Source organism: Nocardioides marmorisolisilvae, from assembly GCF_031656915.1.
Classification (GTDB): domain Bacteria; phylum Actinomycetota; class Actinomycetes; order Propionibacteriales; family Nocardioidaceae; genus Marmoricola; species Marmoricola terrisoli.
On the sequence record NZ_CP134227.1, the window covers coordinates 2541676 to 2565551 of the forward strand.

Below are 23876 nucleotides of genomic sequence, written 5' to 3' on the forward strand. Positions count from 1 at the left end.
GTCCCTGAGCCGTTCGGCTCAGGGAGCGGCCGCGCCGCGCCTCACCGATCAGCGGGCCCGCTCGAACCGCACGACCACCGACTTCGAGGCAGGGGTGTTGCTGACCTCGGCCACCGAGTCCAACGGCACCAGCACATTGGCCTCGGGGAAGTAGGCGGCGACGCATCCCCGGGTCGTGGGGTAGCCGACCAAGCGGAAGGACCGGGCCCGCCGCTCGCGCCCGTCGAGGTCACTGACCACATCGACGACGTCGCCGTCGGCATACCCCAGCTCGGCGAGGTCGGCGGGGTTGATGAACACCACCTTGCGGCCGCCCTTGATGCCGCGGTACCGGTCGTTGAGGCCGTAGACGGTGGTGTTGAACTGGTCGTGCGAGCGCACCGTCTGCAGCAGCAGGTGCCCGGCAGGCACCTCGACCGTGGTCGGCGGGTTGACCGTGAGGTGGGCCCGGCCGTTGTCGGTGTCGAAGGTCCGTGAGTCGTGCGGCGGCCGCGGCAGGGTGAAGCCGCCGGGCGCGCGCACCCGGTCCTCGAAGGCCTGGAAGCCGGGCACGACGTGCTCGATGTGCTTGCGGATCACCGCGTAGTCCTCGCCCATCTGCTTCCAACCGAGGTCCTCACCGAACAGCGCGTGACCCAGCCCCGAGACGATCGCGACCTCGCTGCGCAGCTCCGGTGAGCCCGGCAGCAGCCGACCGTACGACGCGTGCACCATCGCCATCGAGTCCTCGACGGTGACGAACTGCTCGCGACCGGCCTGCACGTCCTTCTCGGTACGGCCCAGGCAGGGCAGCAGCAGCGCCTCCGTGCCGTGGCAGACGTGGGAGCGGTTGAGCTTGGTCGCAACGTGCACGGTCAGCGCGCAGTTGGCCAGCGCGGCCTCGGTCACCGCCGTGTCCGGGGTGGCGGAGGCGAAGTTCCCGCCCAGGGCGAAGAACACGTCCACCTTCCCGTCGCGCATCGCGCGGATCGAGTCGACGGTGTCCCAGCCGTGCGCGCGTGACGGCTCGAAGCCGAACTCCTCGGAGAGCTTGTCCAAGAACGAGTCGGGCATCTTCTCCCAGATGCCCATGGTGCGGTCGCCCTGCACGTTCGAGTGGCCCCGGATCGGGGACGGACCGGCACCGGGGCGGCCGACGTTGCCTCGCAGCAGGAGGAAGTTGGTGATCTCGCGGATCGTGGCGACCGCGTTCTTGTGCTGGGTCAGGCCCATCGCCCAGCACACGATGATGCTGCCGGCGTGGACGACGTCGTCCGCGATCGCCTCGATCTCGCTGCGGCTCAGCCCGCTCTGCTCCTCGACGACCGACCAGTCCAGCGCCCGCCAGGCCTCGAGGGCAGGCTCGAGCCCGTCGCAGGACCGCTGGAGGAAGTCGTGGTCGAAGACGGTGCCCGGCGACCGCTCCTCACGCTCGGCGAGTGCCTTGTTGAGCCCGTTGAACAGCGCCAGGTCGCCGTTGACCCGCACCGGCACCAGCCGGTCGGCGAGCTGGGTGCCGCGACCGGCCAGGCCCTTGGGCGTCTGCGGGTTGTGGAACCGCCCGAATCCGGCCTCGGGCAGCGGGTTGATCGCGATGATCCGCGCGCCGCGCTTCTTGGCCTCCTCCAGCGCGGTCAGCATCCGCGGGTGGTTGGTGCCCGGGTTCTGCCCGGCGATGATGATCAGCTCGGCGTGCTCGGCGATGTCTGCTCGGCTCACCACGCCCTTGCCGATGCCGATCGTCTCCGACAGCGCCGCCCCGCTCGACTCGTGGCACATGTTCGAGCAGTCCGGCAGGTTGTTCGTGCCGAGGCGTCGGGCCAGCAGCTGGTAGACGAACGCAGCCTCGTTGCTGGCCCGCCCACTGGTGTAGAACACCGCGCGGTTCGGGTCGTCAAGCGCCTTGAGGCGGTCGGCGACCAGCGTGAAGGCGGCGTCCCAGCCGATCGGCTGGTAGTGGGTCGCGCCTGGCGGCAGGTACATCGGCTCCGTCAGGCGGCCGAAGCGCTCCAGCTCGTGGTCGGTGAGCCCGCGCAGATCATCGATGGAGTGCTCGGCGAAGAAGGCCGGCGTCACGCGCTTCCGGGTGGCCTCCCAGGCAACCGCCTTGGCTCCGTTCTCGCAGAACTCCGCTGCCTTGCGCTCCCCCGGCTCGGGATCGGGCCACGCGCAGCTCGGGCAGTCGAAGCCGTCGACATGGTTCATCTTCAGCAGCGTGGCCAGGCTGCGCGAGGCACCCATCTCGCGTGCGGCGTACCTCATGGACTCCGCGATGCCCGGCAACCCGACCGAGCCGGTCTTCGGGGGGCCGACCTCGGTCGGCTCGGACTCGTGGGTGGTGCGGTTGTCGACGGTCATACCGCCCACCTTCGACCCTCGACGGGCCAGAGGCAACCGGATCAGTGAGCGGCTTCGTAGGCCGCGCGCACGTCGGCGGCGACCCGACCCCGCTCGGGCACGTCGTACCCGTTCTCCCGAGCCCAGGCACGGATGTCGGCGGCCGATGCCTTGCCGGCCGAGGTGCGCGCGCGACGTCCGCGGCCGCTTTCCCGTCGCGCGTGGGCGACGTACGGCGCCATCGCGTCGCGCAGCTTCTGCGCATTCTTCTCATTGAGGTCGATCGCATATTCCTTGCCGTCAAGGGCGAACGAAACCGTTTCTGCTGCGTCGGACCCGTCGACGTCATCGACCAGGACGATGTTCACTTTCTGCGCCATGCCCGGAAGATTAGCCGAAATCCACTCGCCCACGAAATACCGGCGCCGCATACGGGCAATGAGCACGCCTCAGCATTTACTCGGGGCGCAACAACGGGAACAGAATCGTCTCTCGAATTCCGGCCCCCGTGAGCAGCATGATCAGCCGATCCACACCCATCCCCATTCCACCGGCCGGCGGCATGCCGTACTCCATGGCCTTGAGGAAGACCTCATCGAGCTCCATCGCCTCGGGATCGCCCGCAGCGGCCAGCAAGGACTGGGCGGTGAGCCGATCCCGTTGCACCACTGGGTCGTTCAGCTCCGAATAGGCCGGCGCCAGCTCCACCCCGTTGATGATGAGGTCCCAGGCCTCGTTGACGCCGGGCTTGCTGCGGTGCGCCTTCGCCAGCGGCTTGACGGCGGAGGGATAGTCCATCACGAAAGTCGGATTGATCAGGGAATCCTCGACCAGCTGCTCATAGAGCTCGACCAGGATCTCCTCGGCACCCCATTTAGGCTGCAGTTCGACCTCGCGCTTCTCGGCATGCTGGCGGAGCGTGTCGACCGAGGTGTCGATCGTGATTTCCTCACCGAGCGCATCGGAGACCAGATCGAGAATCGAGGCCTGTCGCCATTCACCTTCCAGGTCGATCTCAGAGCCGTCACGGCCCGGTACGACGGTGCGCCCCACCGCCCGTGCGGCATCGAGGACCAGCGCGCGGGTCAGGTCCATCATCGTGAACTGGTCGCCATAGGCCTCGTAGGCCTCCAGCATCGAGAACTCCGCGGCGTGGGTGGAGTCGAGTCCCTCGTTGCGGAACGTCCGACCGATCTCGTAGACCCTCTCCACCCCGCCGATCATCGCCCGCTTGAGGTCGAGCTCGAGGGCGATGCGCAGCAGCATCGGCTGGTCGAGCGCGTTGAGATGGGTGCGGAACGGACGGGCCGCAGCGCCCCCGTTGGTCAGCTGCAGGATCGGGGTCTCGACCTCGGTGAAGCCGCGGGCGTCCAGGGTCTGCCGCAGACTGCGCAGGACGGTGGCCTTGGTGCGCACCATCTCGCGGGCCTCGGGACGGATCATCATGTCGACGTAGCGCAGCCGGATCCGGGCCTCGTCGGACAGTGGGCGGTGCTCGTTGGGCAGCGGGCGCAGCGTCTTCGCCGCGATGCTCCAGCTCGTCGCCTGCACCGACAGCTCACCGCGGCGGCTGGTGACCACCTCGCCGGTGACGGCGAGCAGGTCGCCGAGGTCGACCAGCGCCTTGAAGTCCGCGAGCGCCTGCTCGCCGACCTCCGCCAGGGACAGCATCACCTGGATCTCCGCGCCGTCGCCCTCACGCAGCCGGACGAAGCAGAGCTTGCCGGTGTTGCGCAGGAAGATGACCCTGCCGGTGATCGACACGGTGTCGCCGGTGCGCGTGTCGGGCTCGAGCCCCTGGTCGTCGTACTGCTCCCGGATCTCACGGATCGTGTGCGTTCGCTCAACCGCCACCGGGTAGGGCTCTACGCCTGCCTCGAGGAGACGCTGCCGCTTCTCCCGACGCACCCGCATCTGCTCCGGAAGGTCGTCGGTCTCGGGCACGTCACTCATGCGCGAAAGGCTACTTGCCCCGTTGAGTGGGGAGTTCGTGCCCGTCGAGTTGGGAGTTCGGGTCCGATGAGTCAGGAGTTCGCGACGCTCAGATGTCGGTGATCCGGACCCCGGCGTGGGCCTTGTGCCGACGGTTGATGCTGATCAGGTTCGCGGTCAGCGCCTCGACCTGGTGGGCGTTGCGCAGCCGGCCGCCGTACACACCGCGTACGCCGGGGATCGTGCTCGCCAGCGCCTGGACCAGGTCGGTGGCCGCGCGGTCGTCGCCGAGGACGAGTACGTCGGTGTCGACCGACTCGACCTCGGGGTCGTCCAGCAGCACCGCGCTGACGTTGTGGAACGCGCCGACGACGGTGCTGTCGGCGAGGATGGCGGCCGCCTGCTGGGCCGCCGAACCCTCCTCGACGGGAAGCGCGTAGGCCCCCTGCTTGTCGAAGCCGAGCGGGTTGACGCAGTCGACCACGACCTTACCGGCAAGGGCTGCGGCCAGGCTCGTCAGCAGCTCGCCGTGCCCGTCCCACGGGACCGCCACCAGGGCGACGTCGCCGGCCTTCGCTGCTGCCAGGTTGTCCGCACCGGTGACGCTGCCACCGGTCGCCTCGGCTAGCTCGGCGGCAGCGGCCTCGGCCCGCTCGGCGCTGCGGCTGCCGATCACGATCTTCAGTCCGGCCTGCGCGAAGCGGCGCGCGAGCCCGCGCCCCTGTGGGCCGGTGCCGCCGAGCACGGCCACCGTGTGGTCGGCGGGAAAGCCGCCGTTCTGGGTCGGGATGTCGGTCACGAGAAGCTCCTTGAGGTCGAGAGACATCCAACACCTCTCGCGATGCGCACCTGTCAGGGGGTGCGGCGCGTAGGAGCCCGTCCCTCGACGAGACCGGGGCACAGTGCGACGCGCCAACCGGCACAGCGCCTGGCTGCTACAGCCGACACAGCACGGCCGCTGAGGCTGCCACAATGCGCACATGAGAGCGGTCGTCTGCCAGCAGAGCCAACTGCGCACGGAGGACGTGCCGGACCCGGTTCCCGGTCCCGGCCAGGTGCTGCTCGAGGTGACCCGCTGCGGGATCTGCGGCTCCGACCTGCACATGCGTCGCCACGCCGACGTCGTCGCCGACATGAGCGAGCTGATCGGGCTCGACGGGATCATGCGGGTGGCCGACGCGGTGGTGATGGGGCACGAGTTCTGTGGGCGGGTGCTGTCCTACGGGCCCGGCACCCGGCAGGAGTGGCGGCCCGGACAGCTCGTCGTCTCCCTGCCGATGGTGCGCCGCGACGGCCGTGCGGCGATGACCGGGCTCTCCGCCGAGGCGCCCGGAGGGTACGCCGAGAAGATCCTCGTCCAGGAGTCGCTGACCATGGCGGTCCCTGACGGCGTCGCCCCCGACGCCGCGGCCATGACGGAGCCGCTGGCGGTGGCCTGGCACGCCGTACGCCGAGGGCGGGTCGGGCGCCGGGACACCGCCGTGGTGATCGGTTGCGGGCCGATCGGCCTGGCCGTGATCCTGATGCTCAAGGCCCGTGGCGTGCGCACGGTGGTGGCCAGCGACCTCTCCGCGGCCAGGCGCGAGCTCGCCGTACGCTGCGGCGCCGACGTGGTGGTGGACCCGGCAGTCGATTCGCCGTGGGCGTCGTTCCAGCAGACTCGGCACGTCACCGATGCCCGCGCGCTGCTCGACACCGCCTTCGACGCGATGGAGAAGCTGCGTCGGATCCCCCGGCTGCCGTGGGCGAAGGTGCTGCGGGCCGCGGACGCCGCCGGCGCCGCCGTTCCGTCCGGACCGGTGGTGTTCGAGTGCGTCGGGGTGCCCGGCGTGATCGAGCAGATCGTCACCGGGGCCCCGCTACGCAGCCGGGTCGTGGTCGTCGGCGTGTGCATGGAACCGGACACGTTCCAGCCCGCGATGGCGATCAACAAGGAGATCGACCTGCGCTTCGTCTTCGCCTACGACCCCGCCGAGTTCCACGACACGCTGCAGATGATCGCCTCGGGGAAGGTCGACCCGACGCCGCTGGTCACCGGCACGGTCGGCCTGGACGACGTGGCCGACGCGTTCGAGTCGCTCGCCTCCGCCGAACACCACGCGAAGATCCTGATCGACCCGACGCGTTAGGCCCGACTCAACCGACGACGAGGCCGAACTGAACGGACGACAACCCCCAACTCAACGGTTGCGGTGATAGACCAGCTCGAGGCCGAGGAGGGTCAGCCAGGGCTGGTGGTCGGTGAAACAGCGGCACTCGTCGACGACAAGGGGAGCAAGACCGCCGGTGGCGATCACATTCACGGTGGCTACGGGGACGCCGAGCTCCTCGATCATCCGGGCGGCGATGCCGTCCACCTGGCTGGCGAAGCCGTAGAGCATCCCGGACTGCAGCGCCTCGACGGTGTTCTTCGCGATCACCGAGCGGGGACGGAGCAGCTCCACCTTGCGCAGCTGCGCCCCTCGACGGCCGAGCGCCTCCAGGGAGATGTCGATGCCCGGTGAGATCGCACCGCCGATGTACTCCCCACGCGGGCTGACCACGTCGAAGGTGGTGGCGGTGCCGAAGTCGACGACGATCGCGGGTCCGTCGTACAAGGTGGCGGCGGCGAGCGCGTTGACGATCCGGTCGGCGCCGACCTCACGGGGGTTGTCCATCAGCACCGGCACGCCGGTGCGCACGCCCGGCTCGACGACCACATGCGGAAGGTCCCGCTGTTGGTTGGCGAGCATCTCGCGCCACTCGTGGAGCACCGCGGGGACCGTCGAGCAGACCGCGATGCCGTCGATCTCGGCGCCGCTGGGACTGGCGGAGGTCAGCCCGCGCAGCAGCACCGCCCACTCGTCGGCGGTACGACGCTCGTCGGTGGCGACCCGCCAGTGGTCGAGTACCTCGCCGTCGCGGAGCAGGCCGAGGGTGGTGTGGGAGTTGCCGATGTCGGCACACAGCAGCGTCGTCACCCGGTGGGGTCCTCGGTGAGGTCCATCCCCAGGTCGAAGACGCGCACGGAGTGGGTCAGCGCGCCGACGGAGATGAAGTCGACGCCGGTCAGCGCCACCGACCGGGCCCGCTCCAGGGTCAGGCCGCCGGAGGCCTCCAGGCTGGCGCGACCCGCGGTGAGGCGCACCGCCTCGCGCATCGTCTCATCGCTCATGTTGTCGAGCAGGATCCGGTCACATCCGGCCTCGAGCAGCTGCTGAAGCTGCTCGAGCGAGTCCACCTCGACCTCGATCGGGGTCTCGGGATAGGCCGCCCGCACTGCCTGGTACGCCGGCACCACCCCGCCGGCGGCCTGCACGTGGTTGTCCTTGACCAGGGCCATGTCCGAGAGCGAGAACCGGTGGTTGACGCCGCCGCCGCAGCGCACGGCGTACTTCTCCAGGGCTCGCCAGCCGGGCAGCGTCTTGCGGGTGTCCAGCACCTTGGCGGTGGTGCCGTCGAGTGCGGCCACCCAGTGGGCAGTGGCGGTCGCGACACCAGAGAGATGGCTGGCGAAGTTGAGCGCGGTGCGTTCAGCGGTGAGCAGCCCGCGGGTCGGGCCGCTCACCCGCATCACCGCGTCGCCGGCCGTGACCGTGCTTCCGTCGCTGAGGCGGCGCGAGACGACCGCGTCCTCACCGAGCACGGTGGCGAACACGAGTGCCGCCACACCGAGACCGGCCACCACACCCGACTCACGGGCGGCGAGGTCGGCGGTGGCGCGGGCGTCGACGGGGATGGTCGCGACGCTGGTGACGTCGACGGACCCGCCGGGCAGGTCCTCCTCGAGCGCGGCCACGACGGCCGCGTGCACCGCCCTGGGGTCGAGTCCGGCGGCGGTGAGCTCGGCGAGGATGTCCCCGGGCAGCGCGTCGTACGGCGTCATCGGCGTTCCTCTGCCCCGTCGCTGGCCGGGGCGGACCGGAAGGCGACCTCGATCCGGCCGCCGGTCATGGTGACGTCGAAGTGGCCGGCGAAGTGCGCGTCGTCGCGCTCGGGGAAGTCCTCTCGCCAGTGCGACCCGCGGGTCTCCTCGCGATGCCGCGCGGCGTCGGTGAGCGCGCAGCTGAGGGTGACCAGGTTCGTGGTCTCCCAGCCTCCGGTGCCGATCTCGCCGTCCTTGTCGGCCAGGGCGGCGAGCTCGGTGGCGGCCAGGTCGAGGCCGGTGGCGCTGCGCAGCACACCGACCCGCTCGGTCATCGTGGCCTGCAGCGCACCGCGCACGTCGGCGGCGACCACTCCGGGCGTCCTGGGGTCGGGAGCGGCGTCGGTCTGATGTGCCAGCTCGTCGGGCAGCACCTCGGCAATGCGCCGGGAGAAGACCAGCCCCTCCAGGAGCGAGTTGGACGCGAGCCGGTTGGCGCCGTGCACGCCCGAGCAGGCCACCTCGCCGGTGGCGTAGAGGCCAGGGACGCTCGAGCGCCCCCACAGGTCGGTGGCGACCCCACCCGAGGCGTAGTGGCAGGCCGGCGCCACCGGGATCAGCTCGGTCACCGGGTCGATGCCGTGGGAGCGGCAGGTGGCGAGGATCGTCGGGAAGCGGCGCTCCCAGAAGGCCGCGCCGAGGTGGCGGGCATCGAGCCACATGTGCGGCTGGCCCTCCTCGTGCATCCGTCGGGTGATGGCCTTGGCGACCACGTCGCGCGGGGCCAGGTCGGCGAGCTCGTGCACGCCCTGCATGAAGCGGTTGCCGGCGAAGTCCACCAGTACGGCGCCCTCACCACGCACCGCCTCGGAGATCAACGGCTGTTGGCCTCGGGAGTCGGGCCCGAGGTACATCACCGTGGGGTGGAACTGAACGAACTCGAGGTCGCGCAGCACCGCACCGGCGCGCAGCGCGAGCGCCATCCCGTCGCCGGTGGAGACGGCCGGGTTGGTGGTCTGGGAGAACACCTGGCCCAGCCCGCCGGAGGCGAGGACGACGGCTCGACAGCGCACCGCGCCGACACCGTCACGCTGGCCCTCCCCCATCACGTGCAGGGTGATGCCGGCGACCGCGCCCGTGCCGTCGTACGCCGAGAGCAGCAGGTCGACGGCGAGCGCGTGCTCGACGACCTCGATGTCGGGGGCTGCCTTGATCGCGGCGACCAGGGCACGCTGGATCTCGGCGCCGGTGGCGTCGCCGCCTGCATGCGCGATCCGGTCACGGTGGTGGCCGCCCTCGCGGGTCAGCGACAGCTCCCCGTCAGCCGAATGGTCGAAGTTGGCGCCGAGCGCAATCAGCTCACGAACCGCCTCCGGCCCCTCGGTCACCAGCACGCGTACGGCGGCCGGGTCGCAGGCACCTGCTCCGGCGATCAGGGTGTCGTGCTCGTGCTGCGCGGGGGTGTCTCCCGGGCCGAGCGCAGCCGCGATCCCGCCCTGGGCCCACTGGGTGGAGCCGGCGGACAGCACGTCCTTGGTGACGACCAGGACCGTGCCGACGCGGTCGCGAAGTCGGAGCGCGGCGATCAGCCCGGCGATGCCGGAGCCGACCACGACGACGTCGGCGTCGGTGGTCCAACCCGGCTCACCCGCAGCCAGCCGCTCGGGAATGCTCACGGGCGAAGGCTACCGAGGTGCCGCGGCCAGGGCAGCGGCGTACCCGAGACTGTCTGACTGCTCGCTCCTTCGCGCATGCGCCGGGCGCTATCGCTGCGCGACCAGGTCGGACGGCGCGAACGAGTGCAGGTCGCCGCGCACCAGGCCGCTGCCGGGAAGCGCCTCGGCGGGATCGGAGCCGGTGCCGATGATCTTGTTGTTCGCGTCGACGAACACGACATGCGGCTCGTACTCCCGCGCCTCGACGGTGTCCATCTGGCCGTAGCCGATCAGGATCACCACGTCGCCGGGGTGCACCAGCCGGGCCGCCGCGCCGTTGATGCCGATCACACCCGAGCCCCGTTCGCCGGCGATGGTGTAGGTCTCCAGCCGGGCGCCGGTGGTGACGTCGACGATGTGCACCAGTTCGCCGACCAGCAGGTCCGCGGCCTCCAGCAGGTCCTCGTCGATGGTCACCGAGCCGACGTAGTGCAGGTCGGCCTGCGTCACCGTTGCGCGGTGGATCTTGGACTTCATCATCGTGCGCAGCATCAGCTGCCCCCTTCGGGTGTTGCGGGTGCGCCCAGACAGAGCGCCATGTTGTCGATCAGTCGGGTGGCGCCGATCCGGGCCGCGACCAGCACGCGGCCCTCGACACCGTCGGGACAGTCTCCGAGGTCGTCAGGGATCTCGGAGAGGTCCGCCGCGCGGACGGCGAGATAGTCCAGCTCGAGCTCCGGATCCTCCGAGAGCACCTTCATCGCCGCCCAGCGCGCCGCAGGCACGCCGTACTCCGCCCGCTGCTGCGCCGCATGCAGCGCCCGGGACAAGATCGTGGCCCGCGCCCGGTCGTCGGCGTCGAGGTAGCGGTTGCGGCTGGACAGCGCCAGCCCGTCGGGCTCGCGAGCGGTCGCCGCGCCGACGATCTCCACCCCCAGGCAGAGGTCGGAGACCATCCGGCGGACGAGCACCAGCTGCTGGTAGTCCTTCTGCCCGAAGACGGCGACGTCGGGGCGGACCAGGCCCAGCAGCTTGGCGACCACGGTCAGCACGCCGCGGAAGTGCGTGGGCCGGGAGGCGCCCTCCAGCATGGTGCCGAGCGGACCGGGGTCCACGGTGACGAGCGGATCGCCGCCCGGATAGACCTCGTCCACGGCGGGCGCGAACACCACGTCGGCACCCGCCTCGGCACACATCTCGAGGTCGGCCGACAGGGTCCGCGGGTAGCGGTCGAGGTCCTCGCCGGGCGCGAACTGCAGTGGGTTGACGAAGATCGAGACGACCACCGGCCCGGTCCCGGCCTCCTCGCGGGCGCGTCTGATCAGTGCCGCGTGGCCGTCGTGCAGCGCACCCATGGTGGGCACGAGCGCCACCCGGCCCGACCTGTCGGACAGGAGTGACCGAAGCTCCGCGCGAGTAGGCGCGAGGACGGGGATCGTCACTGGTGCTGAACCTCGGCCTCAGCCGCATCGAGGGCGGCCATGATCTGCCGCGCGCGGATCGGCAGCAGCCGGCCGTCGAGAACGGCCCGGTCGGCTGTGGCGCGGCCCAGCGCGACGTAGGAGGGCAGGGTGTCCGGCGACGTGGTGGCGATGTCGGCGAGGTGGGCGCGCACCGTGTTCACGTCACCGCGGACGATCGGCCCGGTCAGTGCGGCGTCGCCCTGGGTCAGCGCGTTGTCGAGCGCGGCGGTGAGCAGCGGACGCAAGGTGGCGGCCGGGTCGTCGGCCCCGGAGGCCGCGAGCAGGTCCATGGCCTGGGCGACGAGGGTGACGAGGTGGTTGGCGCCGTGCGCCAGTCCTGCGTGATACAGGGTGCGCCGGGCCTCCGGCACCCAGATCGGCGTACCGCCGAGGTCGGCGACCAACGTCTCGGCTCGAACGCGATCGGTGTCGACGACGGTGACGCCGAACACGCAGCCGGCGAGCCGTTCCAGGTCGAGCGCGGTGCCGGTGAAGGTCATCGCCGGGTGCATCGCGACCGGGCGGGCGCCCAGCGCGGTGGCCGGCTCGAGCACGGCGAGGCCGTGTCGTCCGCTGGTGTGCACGACGTACTGCCCGGCGCGCAGCACCCCGGCGCCTGCCAGGGAGGAGACCACGTTGCCGAGCATGTCGTCGGGCACGGTCAACAACAGCAGGTCGCAGCTGCGGGCGACGTCCGTGGGCTTGCGCATCGGCACGCCGGGCAGCAGCGCGGCCACACGGTTCCGGGACGCGGTGGACTCACCCGCGACCGCAACGACCTCGTGGCCGGCGGCACGCAGCGCCGCAGCCAGTACGGCGCCGACTCGACCGGCACCGACAACCCCGACTCGGGTCATCCGACTCATCGCCTTTCGTTCCAGTCCCGTCTGCGGGTACCGGACTACTCAATGACTTTGCGCAAAAAGCCTACGCCGCAGCCGCTCCCGTCGGAACCGGCCCAGGGGGTGGCCCGGGTCACACGTCTCGGTCACCTGTCCCGGTCAGGCGCATCGGTAGGCCGGGGCGATGCGTCCGGTGAGGCTGGCGACGTACATCTCGCCGACGCTGCGCCGGTGGCCGGGTGGAGGCGGCGCGAGTGAGCGGTAGCTGTGTCCGGTGGGTGTGGTGGTGACGACCAGGTGCCGCATGCCGGAGGGCCCGGGTCGGGTTCGCCAGCCCGGCGCCTCCTTGGCCTGGTTGCAGGCCTCGCAGAGGCCCTGGAGATTGTCGCCATCCGTCTTTCCGCCCATCGCGGCCGGCCGGGCGTGGTCGGTGTGCCGGATGGGTGCGTCGCACCACGGGGTGCGACAGGTCTGGTCACGGGTTGCGATCAGGTCGGCCAGACCCGTGGGGGCGCGGCGAGAACGGGAGGCCATCGCGACGAGCGCCCCCGTCACGGGGTGGGTGTAGAGCTGCCGCACGAAGACCGCGGCTCTGCTGAGGGCGTCCCTGACCCGGTCGCGGGCCCACTGCGCCGGCACCGTGCCGTACCCCTCCAGGTGCGCCGGCTCGGGCCCACCCTGCAGCAGGGTGCGGTCGGTGAGCACCAGCTTCACCTGCACCTCGGCCGGGTCGGCGGCCGATCGGCCGGTGAGACGTTCGACCAGGGTGTCGGCCATGATCTGCCCGCGGGAGCGATCGTCCCCGACCGCCATAGCTGTGTCTGCGATGCGCTTCAGCGCGGCATAGCAGGCCACACCGTGCTCGACGGGCAGCAGGGCGGACAGCCACGTCATCGTGTCCGGAGCCGGGCGGACCGACACGTGGCGATCGTTGCGGGCTCTGGCGGCGCGGTCGACCACCGCGTGAGGGTCGAGGGTGTAGGCGAGTTTGCGGGCCGCGTCTGCCAGTCGGCGGTCGCCCCAGCCGTCGGTGCCGCCGGTGTCGGCGGCGAGCCGTCGGTCGACCTCGATGCGGTCTTCTCGGGACAGACATGCAGTCTCACGGCAGATCAGGGTCGCCCGCCACTCGCTGACCTGGCCGCGTTGCAGCGCGCGAAACGTGTGCGGCAGCTCGGTCGTCAACGCTCGGGCCAGACCCAGTTGCCGCGATCCACGATGCGGAGACTCGCGACGCGCCAAGGCAACCTCCGCCGCGGTGCTGCGCACGGCACGCCGGGCGCTGACTCGCTGCTCGGGCCCCTTGGCCCGCTCAAGGGCGCGCTCCCGCGCCGACACGAGATCGACACTGAGCCGCGCCTGCGCGGCCGCCGCTGCGGCCTTGAGGTCCTCGAGCTCTCGGATCAGATCGATGCATTCTGACTCCGACGGCCACTGCGGCTGGACGGATCCGTGAGGCTCGGAGAGCTCCGCCACCTCGGCGAGCGTGGACCGCGCGGTCTGCAGTACGATCCCGAGGTCATCGAACATGTGTTCTATTGTACGTCAGAGCCATCGCTTGTCAAGAAGGCGCGTTGACTCATCAAAAGTGCGCGCGTAGAGGGGTTCGTTGACTCACGTAGGAATGCGCGCGTAGAGCGCGCCTATCGGGCTGTGTGTTCGGTGACCGGTAGGCCCTGAGCATGGGACTGACGTTGAGCCAACGACGAGCTGTGACCAAGGCGATCGCGACGCGGTACAAGCGTTGCGACAAGGCTGGCAAGGGCCTGATTCTCGATGAGCTGTGCGCGACGACGGGCTGGCACCGCAACCATGCCCGCAAGGCGCTGACCGCGGCGTTGAAGCCGAGGCTCGTGAAGCCCACCAGGAGGCCCCGGTCCCCGAAGTACGACGACGACACCGTTACTGCGTTGGGGTTGTGCTGGGCGGTGCTCGGTGCGCCGACCGGGAAGCGGCTGGCCCCGGTGATGGGCGAGCTGGTGCCCCGGTTGCGCCGGTTCGACGAACTCGACGTCACCGACCAGACCGCCGCAGCGTTGATGGCGATGTCGGCGGCGACCATCGACCGCCGGCTGGCCGCGGACCGGGCCAAGCTGATCCTCAAGGGCCGCTCCCACACCAAGCCCGGGTCGCTGTTGAAGTCCCAGATCCCGATCCGGACCTGGGCCCAGTGGGACGACGCCGTGCCGGGGTTCGTCGAGATCGACCTGGTCGGCCACGAGGGCGGCAACGCGGTCGGTGAGCACTGCTACACCCTCACCGTCACCGACATCGCCACCGGATGGACCGAGAACCGCAGCGTGCCCAACAAGGCCCGCAAATGGGTGATCGCGGCGTTGGAGGAAATCTCTTCGATCATGCCGTTCCCGGTGATCGGGGTCGATTCGGACAACGGATCGGAGTTCATCAATCACCACCTGCTCGACTGGTGTGAGCGACGCAAGATCACCTTCACCCGGTCGCGGCCCGGCAACTCCAACGACGGCGCCCACGTGGAGCAGAAGAACTGGGCGATCGTACGGACCGTGGTCGGCTACCACCGCTACGACACCAACGCGGAACTGGCTCTACTGAACGAGATCTGGGTCCTGCAGTCACAGATGACGAACTTCTTCGGCGCCCAGCAGAAGTTGATCTCCAAGGTCCGCGACGGCGCGAAAGTGACCAAGAAGTACGACAAGGCGACGACCCCACACCGGCGCGCCGAGCGACACGAGGCCGTCGTCGCCGAGGACAAGACCATCCTTGCCGACTTCTACGCCAACCTGAACCCCGCCGCGATCCAACGCCAGATCCAGGCCCTCACAGTCAAGCTGCTGACCCTGACCACCAGCAAGGCGGCAGCCCTCAGAAAGCCCGACCTCACGCGCGCATCCGGTCATGAGTCAACGAAACCAGCTACGCGCGCATCTTGACATGAGTCACCGGGCAAGGGCAGGCTCAACCGGCAGCGCCCACCGGCATGGATTCGGAGTGACAACGGGCCAAGGCCCCGTCGACCGGCCAAAGACGCTAGTAGGTGGCGTCGCTCGAGCACGCGTTGTCGGTGACCTTGTAGGGGCCGGGCGTGTTGCGGTCTCGGTCATGGACCGGCGGCGGCGCGCCCGGAGTACGCACGGTGTTGTCGCCGGGTACCGGCGTACCGATGGGAACCCGGAAGACACCCATGGCTGGACTGTGGTCCGAGCCCTTGATGCTCCGATAGATCGTGGTGCTCGTGACCCAAGGACCGCCGTTGTTGGTGAACATGTGGTCGAGCAGTGCCTTGCCCCGCGTGCCGTATCGCGCCGGGCGATGGATGGCCCACATCGACGACATGCCCTTGGCGCGCAAGGCACGCACTGGCAAGGACTTGCCGTAGGCACCACCGTTGTCGACGTCGCTCGTGTAGGCGTCATTGAGATCGCCCATCACGAGGACAGCACGGCCGGTGGCCTTCTCCGCCTGCACGAGGTGCGCAAGTCGACGGACCTGGTCGGTGTAGAGCTTCCAGGAGTGGCTGCTGAGCCCGTGGCGCGGATGACCGTTGGTGACGGCGCCGGGAAGCAGGTGTGCGTTGATGATGGACAGCTCCTGGCCGCTCTCGCGGTCCCGCAGGTGCACGACCTGGACCCAGTGCTTGATGTCTGGCCGATAGCTCTTCATCCCGTCGGCCGTGAGGTAGTTCGGCCCGGGAAGTGGTTGTGGCGCAGACAGCGACTTGCAGGCGCTTTCGAAGTCGAACCGACTCGTGCGCCAGAGGATCGGCTGCTGCTCTGCGCCGTCCTCGCGGTAGTAATAGTCGTGCTCGGGGTAGCGCGAGCCGCCGACGAAGATCATGTCGCGTACGTAACTCCAGTCACCGAAGTCGTTGTACATGACCTTCTCCTTGTCCTTGCTGTTCACCTCCTGCAGGCCGAGGACGTCGACGTGCGTGAGCATCGAGCCGACCGCACTCTTGAAGGTGGCAGTTGAGGAGCTGTCCACAATGTTGTAGGTGCCGACCCGCAGCGGAACGGACGGGACCGTCGGGATCACGCGCCAGTTCACGCTGGCTGTCTTGGGCCGCACCCGGTAGCTGCCGAGATAGCGCGCCCGCACCTCAGCGGTGCCCGCCACAAGCCGGCTGGGCAGCTTCACCGTCGCCTGCCGCCCGTGAAGCTCCACCGTGCGCAGCCGCTTTCCAGCGACGACCACCCGGACCTCGCCGACCGGATGCTTCTTGGCACTCACGGTGACGGTCAATGTGTCCGGCTGGCCCACACGAGTCTCGGTCTGCTCGAGGTACATATGCACATGACTGTGGACGCGATGCGGCTTCTTGTGTGCCGAAGCCGCCGGGTTGACGCTGAAGACGACGACTGACGCACAGGCCATGGCAACGATGGCAACACCGCGAGGCTTCACCCGCCCACGATAGGCGGGTCCGTGCACAGGCAGTGCCCGATTTGGAAATTACCGAGCTCTGCGGCGCGTCACCCGGCCCGCGTCCCCTATCTGGGGCCGGCCCCAGCAATGAGAGAGTACGTGCCATGGCATCGAGCAAGGCCCCGACCAGCCGCAAGGTCGCCGTCCTCCTCGCCGGCGGCGTCGGCGCCCGTGTCGGGCTCGACATCCCCAAGCAGCTGATCAAAGTCGCGGGCAAGACGCTCCTTGAGCACACCTTGCTCGCGCTGCACGACCACCCCATGGTCGACGACGTGCTGATCATGATGGCGCCCGGCCACCTCGACGCGGTCCGCTCGATCGTCAAGCAGGGTGGCTTCGACAAGGTCACCGACATCCTCGAGGGCGGGGAGACCCGCAACGACACCACCCTGCGCGCCATCGAGGCAGTCGCCGACGACGAGTGCCACCTGTTGCTGCACGACGCGGTGCGGCCGCTCATCTCGGCGCGGATCATCACCGAGTGCTTCGAGGCTCTCGAGCGCTACCCGGCGGTCGACGTCGCGATCCCGTCGGCCGACACGATCATCGAGGTCAACCCGGACGACACGATCCGTGAGATCCCGCCGCGTGCAGCTCTGCGCCGGGGCCAGACCCCGCAGGCGTTCCGGCTGTCGGTGCTGCGCAAGGCCTACGACCTTGCGGTCAAGGACCCGAACTTCGTCGCGACCGACGACTGCACCGTGGTGCTCCGTTACCTTCCGGACGCGCCGATCACGGTCGTCGCCGGCGACGAGCGCAACATGAAGGTCACCGAGCCGATCGACGTCTACATCGCCGACAAGCTCTTCCAGCTCACCGGCAGCGATGCCCCCGCGAGCCGCAGCCCTGAGGAGTACGCCGAGGCGCTCGCCGGCAAGGTCATGGTGGTCTTCGGCGGCAGCTATGGCATCGGCAACGACATCGCCGAGCTGGCCTCGGGCTACGGCGCCACGGTGTTCAGCTTCAGCCGGTCGTCGACCAACACCCACGTGGAGCGGCGCAGTGACATCGCCGCTGCGGCCCGTGAAGTGCTCGAGTCCGCGGGCCGGGTGGACTACGTGGTCAACACCGCCGGCGTCCTGCCACGGGGCAACCTGCTGGAGACCACCGAGGAGACGGTCTACTCCGCCACCGAGATCAACTACCTCGCTCCGCTCTTCATCGCCCAGGAGTTCCACCCACATCTGCAGGAGAGCAAGGGGTCGCTGCTGCTGTTCACCTCGAGCTCCTACACCCGGGGACGGGCCGGCTACAGCCTCTACTCCTCGGCGAAGGCGGCAGTAGTGAACCTCACCCAGGCGCTGGCGGACGAGTGGTCCGACACCGGGATCCGGGTCAACTGCGTCAACCCCGAGCGCACCGCCACCCCGATGCGCACCAAGGCCTTCGGCGACGAGCCTCCGGGGTCGCTGCTGGAGTCCGAGGTCGTGGCGCGCACCTCCCTCGACGTACTGCTGTCGCGACAGACCGGTCACATCGTCGACGTACGGAAGGCCGATCCGCTTGCCGCCGCCCTCGAACAGGACCTGTGAGCAGACACTACGATGAGCCGACCCAGCCGAGGAGACAGGGCGTCATGAAGTTGTTCTCGGGGCGCAGGGATCGCTCCACCGCCGAGTCGGACGCGGTCGCAGGGCCGGTGGCGCCGACCCGTCGAGTGATCCACATCGGGCCGCACAAGACCGGCACCACGACGGTGCAGTCCGCCTTCCACCACAACAGGGACGCGATCGCCGAGCGCGGCATCCACTACGTCGGCCCGCGTCTGCAGCCGACCCAGGCCGTCAAGGCGATGACCGGGGTAGGCAGCTCGGGCCAGACCCGCGAGGACGGCAAGCGCGAATGGGCCGAGCTCGCCGACAAGGCCCGGCACAGTGGCGCGCGCGACATCGTGATCTCCAGCGAGTTCCTCTGCGAAGCCGACGACGACGTCGCCCGGCAGATCGTCGCCGACCTCGGCGGGCCCGCGGACACCCGCGTCGTCATCACCCTGCGACCGCTGGCGAGCATCTTCCCCTCCCAGTGGCAGCAGTTCGTCCAGTCCAGCACCACCATGGCGCTGGACGAATGGACCGAGGCGGTGCTCGACCACGCCGAGCAGCCGACGACCGTCGGGCTGTTCTGGCGTCGTCACCAGCACGACGAGCTGGTACGTCGCTGGGCGGCCATCGTCGGGCCGGAGAACGTGACCGTGATCGTCCTGGACAGCCGCGACAAGGGTCAGATCATTCGCGAGTTCGCCCGGCTGCTCGACCTACCCGAGGACCTGCTCACCCCAGTGTCCGAGGTCACCAACCGATCGCTGACGTGGGAGGAGGCCGAGGCGATCCGGGCGTTCAACATCGAGTTCGCCGAGATCAACGCGCGCCGGGCCGAGAACGGACGGCCGAAGCTCCCGCTCAACGTGGACGAGAGGCTCGCTGCCTGGCGGCACGTCAAGCGTCGTACGCCGGAGCCTGACGAGCATCGGATCACGCTCCCCGCGACAGCTGCCGAGCGGGTCGCCGCGCTGTCGAACAGCATTGTCGACAACATCGTCGCCAGCGGCGCCCAGTTGGTGGGCGACATCGATCTGCTCCGCCAGGTGCCGGCCGATGCCAACGAGGCCGCCGGACCCACGATGGTCTCGACCGAACTCGCCAGCCGGTTGGCCAACGGCCTGATGCTGCAGACCCGGCGAAGGAAGGACTGACCAAAGTCCTGCGCTCTACGACAGCATCGAATACCTTCCCCCCTATGGGGATACCTAAGCGCTTGGCCGCGTCCATCATCGCCGCACTCCCTCTGATCGGACTACTCGCTGCCTCGCCACCTCAGGCGCAGGCGGTCAGCTATCTGGGAACGTGCACCCAGCTGAACTACACCGACCATGAGGTCTGTCTGAACGATCCGCAGGGAACTACGACCCAGCAGCAAGTGCTCGTAGCCCGGCTGAAGGATCTGGCGGATTCCGCAGGGGAAGGCGACACGGTCCGCATCGCCATGTATCGCTGGTCAACCGATGACTCAGTCATCGATCAATTCACTGACGCTCTGAAGGCCGCTGCTGCGCGGGGCGCGAGCATACAGATTCTTCTCGATGACGGGAACACGAGCAAAGATATCGGCAATCTGGAGACCGACTTTCCGAATGACGTAACGGTGTGCAGCCCGAGCACTTGCCTCGCAAACAGTGGAGACCAGCACAACAAGCTGTTCTTATTCACCATCGGCGGTCAGAACACGACAGTCATCTCCTCGATCAATCTCGCCGACGGCATGTACACGAAGTACGCCAACATGGTCATCCTGCACAACGAACTGTTGAGCTTCTACGACCACTACTTCGACCGCATGGTGGACGACAATTGGGATGGCTGGACCACGTCGGCTGACCGCACGAAGCCGGGCATCAGCGGCAAGATTCGCGCATATGTTTACCCGCAGCTGACCAGCGATGACACCGTCGCGGACATCCTCAACGCCATTACGGAGTGCGACAGCGGAGCCAACACGGTGTGGCTGCTTGCCAACCAGTTCACCCTGGGACGGCTCACCAGCTCCAGCAACCGCCTTCTCAATGCCTTCGATGGGGTGCCGGGCACCTGCGATCTCAGGGTGATCCTTGAGGACATCTCGTCGGATAGGCCGGACCCCACCGTCATTCAGGACCTCAGGAATGCGGGGGCAACGGTGCGGTTCTATGCCGCGAGTCCCCTGCATCACAGCAAGTACGTGCTTGTGCACGCCAAGACCACAGCACTCGTCGGTCCGGAAGGGACCGGTTGGCACAACTACGTGTGGACGGGCTCGGCGAACATGGGGACCGGGATCTGGAGCGGGGACAACAGCAACGTGCTGGTCCAAGACTCAACCGGGCTGGCGGCATATGAAGCCCAATTCAGCTACCTGTGGAGCCAGAGCCAGACCCAGCCGGCGACCTGAGGTCAGCCTTCCTCGAAGGTGTAGCCGAACGCCTCGATGTCCGCGGCGTACACCTCGGCTACCTTCCGGCGGGTGACGTCGTTGTAGTACTCGGTGTAGTGAGCGTGCGGGCTCCTGTTGCGCTTGGGGACCTTCTGAACTGGGTGCAGGCCGAGTCGCTCGCGGACGATGTTGATGTCCTTCTCGAAGTTCTCGGTGCGGCCGATGAAGTCCACCAGGCGCGCGCCCGCGCTCAACGTCTTGATCTGCGGACGTCCGACCTTCGAAATCTTCTCCGTCCCCTCGAGGACGAAACGGTCGAAGTCGTGCCGAAACTCCCCTTCAGGGAGCCACGCAGTGGGATCCTTCGCGATCCTGTCGATCGCGGGTTGGTGCCCAGCGTCGGCTCGCTCGAAGACCATGGCGATCATCGACCACCACGAAACCATCCGAGCCCACGGATTGCGGACGAACCCGAACGACCAGTAATCCGTGAACTGCTCCTCCCTGCGCAGCAGTCGCTCGTATGTTGCGTGGCGCGCGCCCGCCGCCTTGCGGGCGTCGGCAACTTCCTTGTCGAAGATGACGTCGATCGACGAACCGGCAGTCTTCGGCACGTGGACGAACAAGACTTGGTGGGAGTCTGAGACGCGCATGGCGGGATGATAACTGGCGTCGATCACCTCCCCTACGAGCCCCGAACACGCTCTGATTGACGCTGGAAGCTGTCCCTGTCCTTGCGCTCGACCTTCGGACGCCGGCGCGCCGCCTCGACGGTTGCCGCAACCAGGTCAGCAACGGCGGCAACGGGCAGGGTCAGTTCCTCGGGCGTGGGTAGGTCTGCGAAGCCGTCGTCCGGTACCTCCAACCACGACGGCTCTCCGACGATCTGCGCGCCGTCGCGCTGCAGTGCGCCGAGCTTCGCAATCCGATCGGCGGTCAACTGCTTGATCGGATCCCGGTGCTGGTTCGGGATACGCAGGGACACGTCTTCCGCGCGGCGCTCGGACCTACCCAAGTGATTCATCACCAGGCCCTCTCTGACCAGGAACCACTTGTCATCCTTGGACCAGTCGGCGTCGCGCCCACGAGCAAAGACCTGCCGGACCAGCTCGGCCTCGTTGAGCGTCAAGGAGCGGTTAGTCCGCTTGCCCTTCGGTAGCTGCAGGGTCCCCCCCGGAACGCCGAGGAGGCGTTCGAAGGTGGGCAGGAGCTGGTTGGAGTTGCCTTCGTCGGCAACGACGAGGATCAATCGGTCCGGAGGAACATGCTCGAGAAAGCGTCCGGTGAACTCATCGAGGTCCTGCGACTGCCAGAAGTTTCGCCACGCGGTCTTCGACCGGTCGTCGCCGAGCACGATCGGGAGCCACTCGCCCAAGGATCGACGCTGGAGCCCCCCCTTCAAGGTCTCCTGCCACGCTGACAACATGAGCTTGTCAATACGACGAACGACATACACGAAGTAGCCCTGCGGGCCGCCGAGGTCGCAGATCAGACGGGTGACCGCGTCGCCGGTTGCCTTGGCGAAGGCCTCGTCACTGACCACCAACTTGTCGGCGCTCAAGGCATCCGCGGATCGCACAAAGTCCTCCCACAGTGCGATGTCGGGAGCAAACGCGCCGCCGGGCAGCTTCTTGCCGATCAGCGAGAGGGTGGCCTCCCACGCCCTCGTCCCCTCCTGCGGCAGGACGCCGACGCCATGTTGGGCCAAGGAGTCGCGCGATGCCGCCAAAGCTCCCTGGACCACGGTCGTACCGGTCTTGGGTGGGCCGAGGTGAATCAGACGGCCACCGGAGGGCACCGGATCGACAGCGGACATGGTCACCTCCCTGGCTGCGGAGCGGTCGCCAAGGTATCACCGCGCTATCGCGCACGAGATGCGCGAGTCTGAACCTGATGGTGGCGGCGAGCCGTACCCTGATCCATGGCGTGTTCGCCAAGTGGGCGATCCGCAAAGGGGGACGGTGTGTACGGACGTGGCGCAGTCGGTGTTCTCGGTGGTCTCATCGTCGCGACATTTGCAGTCGTGCCAGCATCGGCGGCCAGTCCGATGACCTGCGACGGGTATCGCGTGACAATCACCGCGACCGGTGATGGCCAGGTGATCCATGGCAGCTACCACGCAGACGTCATTTCGGCCTTGGGCCACCGGAACGTAACCATCTATGGCGAGGGCGGCGCAGACCTCATCTGCGCTGTGCCCGACGAACAGGGTCTCCCGGGCTCACTCCCCGCGATGACGTCCGGTGCCGGCGTCATCGCGTATGGCGGTTCCGGCAACGACCACCTATACGGCTCGGGTGGCGACGACCGACTGGTCGGTGGGCCTGGCGACGACGTGTTCTCTGGAGTCGGTCAAGGCCAGGCGCCCCTGCCCGTCGGGGATGGCGGCGCTGACGTCCTCGAAGGGGGTAGTGGCAACGACGACTTCAACCACCTTGAAACGGTGCGCAACGATATAGGCGTCCAGATCAGGGGCACCAATCCCTCCAGCCAGATCTCGGGCGGGGCGGGAGGCGACACTCTTTTCGGGGTCGGCACGCTCTCCGGTGGATCGGGTGCCGACTTCATCGTAGTGAGCTTCGGGGTCGCGGGCAGCGTCGTTGCCGGCAACTCGGGCCGAGACACCTTGGCCATCACCGACCCCACCACGGATCAGGCACAGGGGGGCGGCGTCCGGTTCGATGCGCGAGCCAAGGTCGAGACAGATCCGATCGGCGGGCGTACGACCTGGACCGGCGTTGAGAAGTACGCCGGCACGGCCTATTCGGACACCTTCATCGGCAGTGATGCCTCGGAGGCCTACTACTCCGGCACCGGTGAGGGAGGCGCTGATCGGGTCGACATGGGCGGCGGCAACGACACCGTCGACCTGTCCACGGGAACGGTGCGCACCGGACAGGGCGACGACCGTGTCTTCGTTTCGAACGGTGGCAATGTCCGGACCGGACCCGGCGACGACCGGGTGAAGGCGTTCTGGGATAGCGACTGCGGCTGCGGAGAGCCGTTCCAGGTGCGCCTGGGAGCCGGCGACGATGGTTTTCACGGCTACAACGGGGTCAGCGAGGGTGGGGACCGCGAGTTCACCCCCGCTGACTATGAACTGGTCCGCGGCGGACATGGCCATGACAGCGTGAACCTGAGAGGCATCGCCTCCGCGGCCCGAGTCAGTCTCGCCTCCGGCCACGGCACCTGGAAGCGAGGCTTCATCAACATGCGGTCGGTCGAGACGTTCAAGGGCACACCGCACGGTGACCACATCGTCGGGTCGCCACAACGGGACGACATCTACGGCCAGGGCGGCAACGACGTGATCCGTGGCCGGGCCGGCAACGACGTCATCCACGGCAACCGGGGCGGTGACCACCTCTATGGTGGGCCTGGGTCAGACACTTCGTACGGCGGACCCGGCCACGATGTGTGCCGGGCCGAGCATCGACACAGCTGCTGAGCTGCGGAGATCTCAAGTCGGCGACAGGGCGCCAGTTGACGCGTTCCTGTGGCCGGGCTGACCGCA

At 68.5% G+C, this 23876-nt stretch carries 20 protein-coding genes; 6 read left to right on the forward strand and 14 right to left on the reverse strand.

Annotation, left to right across the window (positions count from 1 at the left end; translation table 11 throughout):
* Positions 1-48: 48 nt before the first annotated feature.
* The 4 genes from Q9R13_RS12175 to npdG all read right to left on the reverse strand — a co-directional run bounded on the left by Q9R13_RS12175 (position 49) and on the right by npdG (position 5074).
* Positions 49-2337: an FdhF/YdeP family oxidoreductase gene (locus Q9R13_RS12175; RefSeq protein ID WP_310961448.1), complete on the reverse strand. Its 2289-nt coding sequence runs from the start codon at positions 2335-2337 to the stop codon at positions 49-51.
* A 41-nt stretch (positions 2338-2378) separates the two neighbouring features.
* The gene (locus tag Q9R13_RS12180) at positions 2379-2762 is read right to left on the reverse strand and encodes a histone-like nucleoid-structuring protein Lsr2 (RefSeq protein ID WP_397217918.1); all 384 of its coding nucleotides are present in this window, start codon (positions 2760-2762) and stop codon (positions 2379-2381) included.
* Positions 2763-2772: 10 nt separating this feature from the next.
* Positions 2773-4269: a lysine--tRNA ligase gene (lysS, locus tag Q9R13_RS12185; protein WP_310961449.1), complete on the reverse strand. Its 1497-nt coding sequence runs from the start codon at positions 4267-4269 to the stop codon at positions 2773-2775.
* Positions 4270-4357: 88 nt separating this feature from the next.
* Positions 4358-5074, reverse strand: a complete 717-nt coding sequence (gene npdG, locus Q9R13_RS12190) for an NADPH-dependent F420 reductase (RefSeq protein ID WP_310961450.1) — start codon at positions 5072-5074, stop codon at positions 4358-4360.
* Positions 5075-5228: 154 nt separating this feature from the next.
* Here npdG and Q9R13_RS12195 point away from each other — a divergent pair, with 154 nt between their 5' ends.
* Positions 5229-6377, forward strand: coding sequence for a zinc-binding dehydrogenase (locus tag Q9R13_RS12195; RefSeq protein WP_310961451.1), 1149 nt, complete (start codon positions 5229-5231; stop codon positions 6375-6377).
* 51 nt (positions 6378-6428) lie between these two features.
* Here the strand turns inward: Q9R13_RS12195 and Q9R13_RS12200 are convergent, their stop codons facing one another.
* From Q9R13_RS12200 to Q9R13_RS12230, 7 genes are all read right to left on the reverse strand, one after another.
* Positions 6429-7208 carry a type III pantothenate kinase gene (locus Q9R13_RS12200; protein ID WP_310961452.1) on the reverse strand — a complete coding sequence of 260 codons (780 nt, stop codon included), beginning with the start codon at positions 7206-7208 and terminating at the stop codon, positions 6429-6431.
* On the reverse strand, positions 7205-8113 hold the full coding sequence (gene nadC, locus Q9R13_RS12205; RefSeq protein ID WP_310961453.1) for a carboxylating nicotinate-nucleotide diphosphorylase: 909 nt from the start codon (positions 8111-8113) through the stop codon (positions 7205-7207). The genes Q9R13_RS12200 and nadC overlap by 4 nt, the downstream gene beginning before the upstream one ends.
* A complete protein-coding gene (locus Q9R13_RS12210; protein WP_310961454.1) occupies positions 8110-9768 on the reverse strand; it encodes an L-aspartate oxidase in 1659 nt (552 codons plus the stop codon). The genes nadC and Q9R13_RS12210 overlap by 4 nt, the downstream gene beginning before the upstream one ends.
* Before the next feature lie 87 nt (positions 9769-9855).
* A complete protein-coding gene (panD, locus tag Q9R13_RS12215; protein WP_310961455.1) occupies positions 9856-10299 on the reverse strand; it encodes an aspartate 1-decarboxylase in 444 nt (147 codons plus the stop codon).
* A complete protein-coding gene (gene panC, locus Q9R13_RS12220; RefSeq protein WP_310961456.1) occupies positions 10299-11189 on the reverse strand; it encodes a pantoate--beta-alanine ligase in 891 nt (296 codons plus the stop codon). The genes panD and panC overlap by 1 nt, the downstream gene beginning before the upstream one ends.
* A complete protein-coding gene (locus tag Q9R13_RS12225; protein WP_310961457.1) occupies positions 11186-12067 on the reverse strand; it encodes a Rossmann-like and DUF2520 domain-containing protein in 882 nt (293 codons plus the stop codon). Before Q9R13_RS12225 ends, panC begins: the two co-directional genes overlap by 4 nt.
* A gap of 144 nt (positions 12068-12211) precedes the next feature.
* Positions 12212-13579 (reverse strand): HNH endonuclease, encoded by a 1368-nt coding sequence (locus Q9R13_RS12230; RefSeq protein ID WP_310961458.1) that lies wholly within the window; start codon positions 13577-13579, stop codon positions 12212-12214.
* 152 nt (positions 13580-13731) lie between these two features.
* On the opposite strand from Q9R13_RS12230, the gene Q9R13_RS12235 reads away from it, so the two are divergent.
* A complete protein-coding gene (locus tag Q9R13_RS12235; RefSeq protein ID WP_310961459.1) occupies positions 13732-14964 on the forward strand; it encodes an integrase catalytic domain-containing protein in 1233 nt (410 codons plus the stop codon).
* A 97-nt stretch (positions 14965-15061) separates the two neighbouring features.
* Here the strand turns inward: Q9R13_RS12235 and Q9R13_RS12240 are convergent, their stop codons facing one another.
* On the reverse strand, positions 15062-16405 hold the full coding sequence (locus Q9R13_RS12240) for an Ig-like domain repeat protein (protein WP_310961460.1): 1344 nt from the start codon (positions 16403-16405) through the stop codon (positions 15062-15064).
* A 155-nt stretch (positions 16406-16560) separates the two neighbouring features.
* Here Q9R13_RS12240 and Q9R13_RS12245 point away from each other — a divergent pair, with 155 nt between their 5' ends.
* The 3 genes from Q9R13_RS12245 to Q9R13_RS12255 all read left to right on the forward strand — a co-directional run bounded on the left by Q9R13_RS12245 (position 16561) and on the right by Q9R13_RS12255 (position 20380).
* On the forward strand, positions 16561-17988 hold the full coding sequence (locus Q9R13_RS12245) for a bifunctional cytidylyltransferase/SDR family oxidoreductase (RefSeq protein WP_310961461.1): 1428 nt from the start codon (positions 16561-16563) through the stop codon (positions 17986-17988).
* A 44-nt stretch (positions 17989-18032) separates the two neighbouring features.
* The gene (locus tag Q9R13_RS12250) at positions 18033-19148 is read left to right on the forward strand and encodes a hypothetical protein (RefSeq protein ID WP_310961462.1); all 1116 of its coding nucleotides are present in this window, start codon (positions 18033-18035) and stop codon (positions 19146-19148) included.
* Positions 19149-19210: 62 nt separating this feature from the next.
* A complete protein-coding gene (locus Q9R13_RS12255) occupies positions 19211-20380 on the forward strand; it encodes a phospholipase D-like domain-containing protein (protein WP_310961463.1) in 1170 nt (389 codons plus the stop codon).
* A gap of 2 nt (positions 20381-20382) precedes the next feature.
* On the opposite strand, the gene Q9R13_RS12260 is transcribed toward Q9R13_RS12255, so the two are convergent.
* Positions 20383-21015 (reverse strand): sulfotransferase family 2 domain-containing protein, encoded by a 633-nt coding sequence (locus Q9R13_RS12260; protein WP_310961464.1) that lies wholly within the window; start codon positions 21013-21015, stop codon positions 20383-20385.
* 32 nt (positions 21016-21047) lie between these two features.
* Complete coding sequence (locus Q9R13_RS12265) at positions 21048-22178, reverse strand: hypothetical protein (protein WP_310961465.1); 1131 nt, start codon at positions 22176-22178, stop codon at positions 21048-21050.
* A 417-nt stretch (positions 22179-22595) separates the two neighbouring features.
* Between Q9R13_RS12265 and Q9R13_RS12270 the strand changes: the two genes are divergently transcribed.
* Positions 22596-23810 (forward strand): calcium-binding protein, encoded by a 1215-nt coding sequence (locus tag Q9R13_RS12270; RefSeq protein ID WP_310961466.1) that lies wholly within the window; start codon positions 22596-22598, stop codon positions 23808-23810.
* Positions 23811-23876 lie beyond the last annotated feature (66 nt).

Excerpts from the sequence above, each read along its gene's own strand:
- Q9R13_RS12175 (WP_310961448.1), bottom strand. The coding sequence starts at position 2,337 with ATGACCGTCGACAACCGCACCACCCACGAGTCCGAGCCGACCGAGGTC.
- lysS (WP_310961449.1), bottom strand. The coding sequence starts at position 4,269 with ATGAGTGACGTGCCCGAGACCGACGACCTTCCGGAGCAGATGCGGGTG.
- npdG (WP_310961450.1), bottom strand. The coding sequence starts at position 5,074 with ATGTCTCTCGACCTCAAGGAGCTTCTCGTGACCGACATCCCGACCCAG.
- Q9R13_RS12195 (WP_310961451.1), top strand. The coding sequence starts at position 5,229 with ATGAGAGCGGTCGTCTGCCAGCAGAGCCAACTGCGCACGGAGGACGTG.
- nadC (WP_310961453.1), bottom strand. The coding sequence starts at position 8,113 with ATGACGCCGTACGACGCGCTGCCCGGGGACATCCTCGCCGAGCTCACC.
- panD (WP_310961455.1), bottom strand. The coding sequence starts at position 10,299 with ATGCTGCGCACGATGATGAAGTCCAAGATCCACCGCGCAACGGTGACG.
- Q9R13_RS12225 (WP_310961457.1), bottom strand. The coding sequence starts at position 12,067 with ATGACCCGAGTCGGGGTTGTCGGTGCCGGTCGAGTCGGCGCCGTACTG.
- Q9R13_RS12230 (WP_310961458.1), bottom strand. The coding sequence starts at position 13,579 with ATGTTCGATGACCTCGGGATCGTACTGCAGACCGCGCGGTCCACGCTC.
- Q9R13_RS12235 (WP_310961459.1), top strand. The coding sequence starts at position 13,732 with ATGGGACTGACGTTGAGCCAACGACGAGCTGTGACCAAGGCGATCGCG.
- Q9R13_RS12240 (WP_310961460.1), bottom strand. The coding sequence starts at position 16,405 with ATGGCCTGTGCGTCAGTCGTCGTCTTCAGCGTCAACCCGGCGGCTTCG.
- Q9R13_RS12245 (WP_310961461.1), top strand. The coding sequence starts at position 16,561 with ATGGCATCGAGCAAGGCCCCGACCAGCCGCAAGGTCGCCGTCCTCCTC.
- Q9R13_RS12250 (WP_310961462.1), top strand. The coding sequence starts at position 18,033 with ATGAAGTTGTTCTCGGGGCGCAGGGATCGCTCCACCGCCGAGTCGGAC.
- Q9R13_RS12260 (WP_310961464.1), bottom strand. The coding sequence starts at position 21,015 with ATGCGCGTCTCAGACTCCCACCAAGTCTTGTTCGTCCACGTGCCGAAG.
- Q9R13_RS12265 (WP_310961465.1), bottom strand. The coding sequence starts at position 22,178 with ATGTCCGCTGTCGATCCGGTGCCCTCCGGTGGCCGTCTGATTCACCTC.
- Q9R13_RS12270 (WP_310961466.1), top strand. The coding sequence starts at position 22,596 with ATGACGTCCGGTGCCGGCGTCATCGCGTATGGCGGTTCCGGCAACGAC.